Here is an 8174-nt window from a genome sequence, read left to right on the forward strand (position 1 = left end):
AGTTAGGTTTTGGTGATAGAAATTTCATTTTTATATCACCATGAATAATTCAGGTATAATTATTGTTATTGGTAAAAAAGAAAATATGAAAAACAAACTACTAAAAACCATATATTCTTCTCCTTTACATTAATTTAGAAATACTCTCCAACCAAAGTTGATAAAATTCTTTCTTGAAATGAATGCCATCTTCTGCATATAGACCAGGATTTTCTTTTACTAACTCTCCTATCTCCACATAATTTACTGCTAAATTAGTTACCAACTCTTTTAAAGTCTCATTGTATTCCTCTATTCCTTCATAACGAGGTTCTTGTGCTAATGCCTCTTGTGTTACAGGTGTGATAGATTGAATATAAATTTTACTATCTGGTAAATCCTCTTTTATCTTATTAATTAGTTTTGTTAAATCAGTTATAAATAATTCTTTCGGATCATCTACAGGCATAAGCATATCATCTGATCCTAACATGATAAATATATTATCTGGTTTCTTTCCAGCTAAATCGTCCATATACTCCTCATAAATATAACCTGCTGTAGCTCCTGCACCAGCCATCACAGATTCTTTTGGCAATATTTCATTAAACGAAAAACCTTCTGTAATAGAATCTCCAATAAATACACTGTTTTCAAAGTCACTTTTAACATCCTTTTCTGAAGTTTTATTTCCGCAGGCAGTTACACTAAATACCATAATACCTATCAGAAAACTAATCATTAATCTTTTCATATAAATACCTCTTTTCTTTATTTGATATGTATATGTTACAGTAAGAAAGTGCAGATTAGGTGCAGATGAAATAAAGTTTAGATGTTAATTTTTTATTTCAAAAAATAAAAGTTATGAAGAGCTCTTCATAACTTTTATCAAAAAAATATTAAACTATTTAAATAACCGTAATTCAATCATTATATATCTTTTTTAGGAACATATAACTACTATTTTATAGATGTAGTAGTGTGAAGAAAAATCTAACACCATCTTTCGTGTTTTCTACACCATAAATTGAATGATGAAGCTCAAGTATTTCCTTTGATATGGAAAGTCCAAGACCTGTACCTTCTCCATATGTTCGTTCCTCTGCACGATAAAATTGATTCCATATTTTTTTAACATCTTCTTCTGATATTGGATTTCCTTCATTCTCTACACTAATTTCTACTGTTTGTTCATTACTTTTTACATCAATTACAATTTTATGTCCATTCTCAGTATACTGAATTGCATTACTTAGAAAATTACTAATAACACGACTGATTAGATCTTTATGCCCTATTACTACTTGAGAAGAAATGTTTAATGCAAGGGATAGATATTTTTCCTTTATTGTCTCATTAAGCGACTTACATACTTTAGTAATCACTTTATCTATTTCAAAAGGAACCATTTCAGGTTTATAGGTACCAGATTCAAACTTAGCCAAGTCCAACATATTTACAATCAATAAATCCATCTGATGTATTTCATCTTCCATTGCCTGAAAATAATGTTCTCTTTTTTCAACTGCAATTCCATCTCTTAATATAGATATACAACTTTTTATAACAGCAAGAGGTGTCTTCAATTCATGAGATACACCTGAAATAAATTCCTTACGTATGATTTCTAATTTTTTCTCTTTATCTAAATCATCTTTTAGTTGACCTATATATGTTTCCATCTGATTTGATAGATAATTAATATTTTGTGATAATTGTCCTATTTCATCATTAGAATTCACTGGTAACTTTTCTGTAAAATCTCTTTTTGCTATTTTAGCCGTTATTTCATTAATAGATATTAATGGTTTTGCAAGCCATTTAGAAAAAGCAAATGCTAATAATGCTATACATAAAAAAGCAAATATAAAGTAATAAGGATAGAATTGACTCATAATAGTTACCGCTTCCCCTACAGGTTGGAGTGAAGTCATTGCAAAAATATATTTAATATTTCCATTTTCTACAATAGGTTTGATAATAATCTTATATTCAACAGAATCTTTTATTATATCAAACTCTTCTATATCTTGAATAACTCTACCATTATTTGAAAATAATCCAACTTGGAATTCTTTTACTTGATCCATAAAATACTTTTCAGAATATGGAAATTTAATCTCTAATTTATCTTTCAAAAATGTAGTATTCACTATTTCTCCTCTATACACTTTTGTCATCACACTGTCATAATTTTTATCAGCATTCGGACCATGAAGTCTATTTGTAATATTTAGATTTATAATTCCTATACTATTTGTCTGTATTTGATAAGGTATTCCTTCATTACCTAAATCAATAGCATCAATAACTACATAATCCCCTACTTCTAATAGGGAAAATATATCTGATGAATACTCTCCTTCAAAAGAATACATTGGTATTTTTAAAACTTTTTTAGACTCATCTCTTAATTCAACTTCAATATAATAGCTTTCAACATTAGAAATTTGTCCATATTCATCTAATTTGGTTATCCAAATATTATTTTTTTTATATAATTCTTCTGATGCTGTTTCTACTCCTTTTTTCACTGCCATATCTGAGTATTCATTCATATACATTTTTAAGTTATCTGATTTCTTATTAATATAATATTTCTCAAAAAAGTAATTTTGTGTGATTCCAATAAGTAAAAACATTGTAGAGAATAATAGAACTGTCAGAATAAACCATTTAAAAACAATACTTTTTTTCACAGCTGTTCCTCTTCAAATTTATATCCTGAACGGATAACTGTAACAATACAGTTGCCTTTATTGTCCAGCTTAGCACGCAGGTTTCTGATATGGCTGTTAACTGTTTTTTCATCTCCATAAAAATCATATCCCCATATTTTTGAAATTAATTGTTCTCTAGTAATTACAATTCCTTTATTTTTAATTAAATAAACCAGCATTTCAAATTCTGTATGGGTTAGATTAATTGTAGTGCCATCTACAGAAACAATTCTTGACCTTATATTTATTTCAATACCACCAGCTATTAACATTTCATCTACCATACCTGAGTATTTTTCAAGAAATCTTTTCACCTTTGCCATTAGAACCCGAGGATTATAAGGTTTAATCAGATAATCATCTGCTCCCAGCTCATATCCCAAAATAGAATCATCCTCATCTGAGCGTGCAGTCAAAATAATTATAGGGATATTGGAATTTTTCCGTATTCTACGACATACTGACCATCCATCAATCTTAGGTAGACCAATATCTAGTATAACTAAATCAATTGAATCTGATTGAAACAACTCTAACGCTTTCTCTCCATCTGCGGCTTCTAATACCTGGTATCCATCATCTATTAAATAATCCACTATCACTTCACGTAAAATATTTTCATCTTCAACAACTAATATTTTATTCACCATATACCTCCATCCATGCTCTAATAGTAAAATTATATCATAACTAGAATATTACTATAATGTCTTCTTTGTTTTCTGTTACATTATTTATACCTATCTTTGTAATATTATCTATTTATTATAATTGCCGAATATATTCTCTTATTATTGAATAATAAACAAAAGCCACCGAATGTCAGCTAGACATTCAATAGCTTAAACTATTGATATTCCTATGTTTTATTATCTTTAATAGCATGTATCACCCTAATACTTGAATAATCTTCAAAATTCAGCATACTTCTCCTCTATAAATTCGAATTTATCATTATATAAATCCAAAATCACATAATAAAATCCATTATGCTATCTATATTTTCGCCCATTTTCCACTTCAAATTCATCCTCAACCCACAACATCTTGTGGTAAAACTCTATTTTTTCTCCCTTTGACCACTATACGTCATCATTATCACAGCTTCCACATGAAGCGAGAGGACAGAATAGATACACAAATTAATTATTTGCTCAATGACTCAAAATCAACAGAACCACTCTTTTGTTTTTAAACATATAGAATCGGTAATTTTTATTATATCTGTCTTATCTTTTATTTCACAAAAATAAACACTGTCTATCATATCTATTTTCATGTGTCCACACCAATGAGCAATTGTCTCAATAATATGCTCGCATTCGACTGTCCGTGTTCCTGTTCTAAGTGCAATTCCATAACATTTTTTGCCTGACCTTAGAACTCTGTGCGCGGGATTTGGATTTGTATCACTGTATACAGTGCATCTATCAATAAACACTTTAAATTGACCCGGTATATCAGCCCAATATGATGGTGCTGCTATTATTAATATATCTGCATTATCTATTTTTTCTATAAGTGATTCCATATCATCATGTTGGATACATTTGCATGTATCATAACATGTCATATCTCCTAGACAATACTTAATATTTATATCACCGAGGCACAGTAATTCCGTAGATACGCCTTGGGGAAGATGATTCATAACAATACTCAATATCTCCTGTGTAGCACCGTAATTTTTAGGACTTGCGTTAAGTAACAATGCTTTCATTTTTCAAACCCTCTTTCACATTATTAATTTTGTTTTTAGCTATCCTTTTTTTGACATCAATACTACCGTCTCCATGTGCCTTGAGTTGACAATAAAGATTTCATAAGTATCTGGTATCCCCTTGGTGGAAGAATATACTTCTAAAAATAAGGCCTAATATCGCATTTAAAACTAAAAATCGGAAGTAGCAAAACCCTCAAGTTTAGATATTCTTGAAGGTTTTACTAATTACAGCTCATTTTTACTTGTCACCATAATGTCCTCTACATTGAGCTATTTCAATTATATTATTTTATATTCGATAAACGAGACGATTTTTATCATCAATTCTTCTTGACCACCATCCAGATAGATTGCCCTTTAGTGCTTCTGGTTTACCTATTCCTTCATTATAGTTACGATCAATATCTTGAATAAGCTGGTTTATTCTTTTTATTCTCTTTTTATCTTGTCCTTGCCAATAGACATAATCTTTCCATGCTATTTCTGTAAAATTTATCTTCATTGCTCCATTTCCTTTAACTGTTCAAATGACTTAGAAATAAATTTACCATCATTAGCTTCCTTAATGGATTCTTGAAGTATTTTCACGTTAGATTCACTAAAAAATGGGTCTACTTGTGTTGTAATCTCAAATGGAATGCCACCTTGTCGAATACTTTGACGGATGAATACATTAAAGGCTGTTGACATATTTAAGCCTAATTCTTCAAATAGGATTTCTGCTTGTTCTTTTAAATTATCATCAATACGAATATTTATTTGAGCCATATTAATCACTCCCTCCAAGTATATTATACTCCATTGTATATACCATGTCAATACAATGTATATGTTACTTCTTTTATCTTATGCATTTATTACAATCATATGCAATTTAAAGTATAAAGAATAATCAAAAAACCTTCATATACTATAATTTACTCAATTCATCCATCATTGCAGGTCTATTTCTATATCTTAATCTCCAATCACTTATAATTTCTGATACCTTTTCTTTACCCTTGGGATACTTCTTCATTCTTCTTAAAATAGATACTATCTCTCTATAGTGTGCCCTGCCAGAAGTATTTGTTGCCATAGCCTTTATTGTATTTTCATATTTATTAAGAAGCTCTTTTGGATAAATATCTTTTAAAATTTCTTCATACTCTATCACCATATATAATCCCTGGGAATTTACAACTAACTCAATTAATCTATCATATAATCCCTCTAGCCCATATAATTTATCAATTCCCCTATATGGAGATAATTTACCAAATATTATTTCTCTCTTTTTCAACCATTCTTTGTCTGTATATATTGATTTTAGCTCTTTATATAATTCCAGATTCCCTTGATTATAGTTTAATACTAATGACCATAGTTCTTCTTCATATAACTTATGTTTTCCAATTTGTTTGTATAAGTCCTTTAACTTCAAACTATAATTGAGTAAAAGTCCTGGCCAATCTTTTTCTTTGTCTTTACCTTCCTTAAGTAACTCAATTGCCATATCGTAGTCTTTCTTATTAATACAAATATCAATATAATATTTCCTAACCTGATTAATCTCCAAGTTTTCTTTACAATATTCTTCAATTTTCTTTTGATTTACATTCTTTGTCTCTAGAATTTCTATACGGCGCAAAGCTAATTCACCAAGTCTAAAGCTATTTAACCATGAGTCCTTATTTTTTTTATATTCGTTTATTTCATTATCAAGAAATATAAGTTTGTTTTCTATAAATTCTTCTTCTTTAAAATTATCAAATATAAACTGTTCTATATAATCCTCCATATAGTCTATAACCGAACCATCCAAATGAGCAATAAACCAATTAAAGATTTCTCTTTTAAGTTTAATATCACATTTATATAGTATTGCTTGCCATATATCTAGACAATTGTTGGCTATTTCTCCAGTTCCACCATCTGAATCATCCATATCTTGATTCCCAACTTTAATAAATATATAGTTAGTAAGTTCAAAGGCCTCTTTCAGTTGATTGTTATCTAGCATTGCTTGTATATCATTATCTAGAATTTCTTCAAGTTCTGATATGAAACCCCTGGCATTTTTATAATCAACAAAATCATGATATCCTGCATATCTCCTGAAAATATTATTTACCTGATTTTTATAACGTTTCATATCTGTTGGTGAAATATCACACTGTAATTTACTTTTAAATCTATTTAATAATTTTTCATCATCTTTCAGCATATCAATTAAAAAATTTTTAATTATAATCGTATCTGCTTCTTCTACTAATTTACCAATACTTTTGCCTATATCTTGTCCTGCTAAAGTATTCTCTTTGTCTTCTAAATAAAATAATACCGCTGCCATATGTTTACAATTGTTTCCACCATCTGCATATGGACAGTTGCAACTTAAATCTCTAATTTCTTCATTATGTTTCACAATTTCAATTTTATATTCTTCAGTTCCATATACAGTAGCTTCTATTATATTGTCTTTAACATATACATTTTCAACAAGATTACGAATAAAATAATCTATCCCTCTTCCCAATATATGATCTTGAAATAAATCCTTCCACATTATCTTAGCTCCTTTATACTAAAATATATTCCCTTTTCACTAGTACTACTATATTCCATAATAATATAACTATCTCAGAAATGCTATCCTTTTAAAAACTCTTTACTTTTAATTCAACTATAACTATAGATTCTTTCCAGCAATGGGGTTGGAAACTGTTTCCCATTACATACTTGCTCTATTTCATCTGAGTTTTTATATAGGACACCATAGGGAGTAATTCTAGCATTTTTATCAGCTAGTATATTTAAAAATCTTTCATCCCTACTACTTTAATATAACAATTTGGTTCTATATTCGTGTCTATTCCCATTTCTTCACATACTTTTTGTAATTCCACTTCCTCTATTGGAAATCACAGGGTTCTTCTTTTATTATCATCTTTTGATTTTTTGATTATAATATTCAAACTTTAATCCCCCATTCTATTTAGTAATTAAAAATATCTCTGCACCATATCTATTGATTAATGCAGAGTTTATGATTGTTTTAAAAGTTATGTCATCGATTAAATCTTTATCTGCAAGTTCATTAATTTTTATAAACTCCTTCCCAGTTGATATGATCTTTGCGATTTGATATAGGGCATAGCCTTCAGTATTTATTTCCCTCAGACATATGCCTCCAAAATTAAATCCATTTAATCTTATTGAATTTTTGGAGGCTTTCCATAATCTTTCATCTGCAGTTAGAAGAAATAGAATAGCAATATATCTTGGATTTATATCGTTAGTATCACTCCCATTATTTTGAAGGACATTATGCAATCTTTCTTTATGATTATGATTTAAAAATACTTCCCCTTTAAAATTTTTACTAAGTTCTTTTAACCTATTTCTTAGAGAATTATTTTTAATTTTTCCAAAGCACTCCATTACTAAATCTTTATATCTTTTCTTATCTACATTCACTTTAAAATCTGAACCAATGTATCCACATTTGTCCAAGCCTTTACTAACATTAATAACATTGTGGTTGCAATCTTTTGCACCTCCTCCACAATTAAAATAGTTGTTAATGACTATACCGCTTCTCCTTGGTTCAAAAATAGGAACCATCAACATCAGCTGCTCTATTCCTTCCAAGGATGTACCATACATAAATAATTTTGACATTGTTCTCAATCCTCTCTTTCTATTTTGGGACATAAAAATAGCGTCTACGACGCGTTAAAAACATCGTTAATTAAACTTAATTTCTA

8 protein-coding genes are annotated in these 8174 nt (G+C 28.9%); all 8 read right to left on the bottom strand.

Annotated features, from left to right (window positions below; translation table 11 throughout):
- Positions 1-124: 124 nt before the first annotated feature.
- On the bottom strand, positions 125-733 hold the full coding sequence (locus tag ABWP20_RS17755; protein ID WP_353097666.1) for a GDSL-type esterase/lipase family protein: 609 nt from the start codon (positions 731-733) through the stop codon (positions 125-127).
- A gap of 214 nt (positions 734-947) precedes the next feature.
- Positions 948-2681 (bottom strand): sensor histidine kinase, encoded by a 1734-nt coding sequence (locus tag ABWP20_RS17760; protein ID WP_353097667.1) that lies wholly within the window; start codon positions 2679-2681, stop codon positions 948-950.
- The gene (locus ABWP20_RS17765; protein WP_353097669.1) at positions 2678-3349 is read right to left on the bottom strand and encodes a response regulator transcription factor; all 672 of its coding nucleotides are present in this window, start codon (positions 3347-3349) and stop codon (positions 2678-2680) included. The genes ABWP20_RS17760 and ABWP20_RS17765 overlap by 4 nt, the downstream gene beginning before the upstream one ends.
- A 521-nt stretch (positions 3350-3870) precedes the next feature.
- Positions 3871-4422: a flavodoxin family protein gene (locus tag ABWP20_RS17770; protein WP_353097670.1), complete on the bottom strand. Its 552-nt coding sequence runs from the start codon at positions 4420-4422 to the stop codon at positions 3871-3873.
- Between the two features lie 292 nt (positions 4423-4714).
- A complete protein-coding gene (locus tag ABWP20_RS17775; RefSeq protein WP_353097672.1) occupies positions 4715-4927 on the bottom strand; it encodes a Txe/YoeB family addiction module toxin in 213 nt (70 codons plus the stop codon).
- Entirely contained in the window at positions 4924-5193 is a 270-nt protein-coding gene (locus tag ABWP20_RS17780) for a type II toxin-antitoxin system RelB/DinJ family antitoxin (RefSeq protein WP_353097676.1), read from the bottom strand. Before ABWP20_RS17780 ends, ABWP20_RS17775 begins: the two co-directional genes overlap by 4 nt.
- A 142-nt stretch (positions 5194-5335) precedes the next feature.
- Positions 5336-6973, bottom strand: a complete 1638-nt coding sequence (locus tag ABWP20_RS17785; RefSeq protein WP_353097674.1) for an SWIM zinc finger family protein — start codon at positions 6971-6973, stop codon at positions 5336-5338.
- A gap of 425 nt (positions 6974-7398) precedes the next feature.
- Complete coding sequence (locus ABWP20_RS17790) at positions 7399-8088, bottom strand: hypothetical protein (protein WP_353097675.1); 690 nt, start codon at positions 8086-8088, stop codon at positions 7399-7401.
- Between the last annotated feature and the right edge of the window lie 86 nt (positions 8089-8174).

Origin of the sequence: Tissierella praeacuta, from assembly GCF_040396155.1 — a bacterium.
GTDB classification, from domain to species: Bacteria; Bacillota; Clostridia; order Tissierellales; family Tissierellaceae; genus Tissierella; species Tissierella praeacuta_A.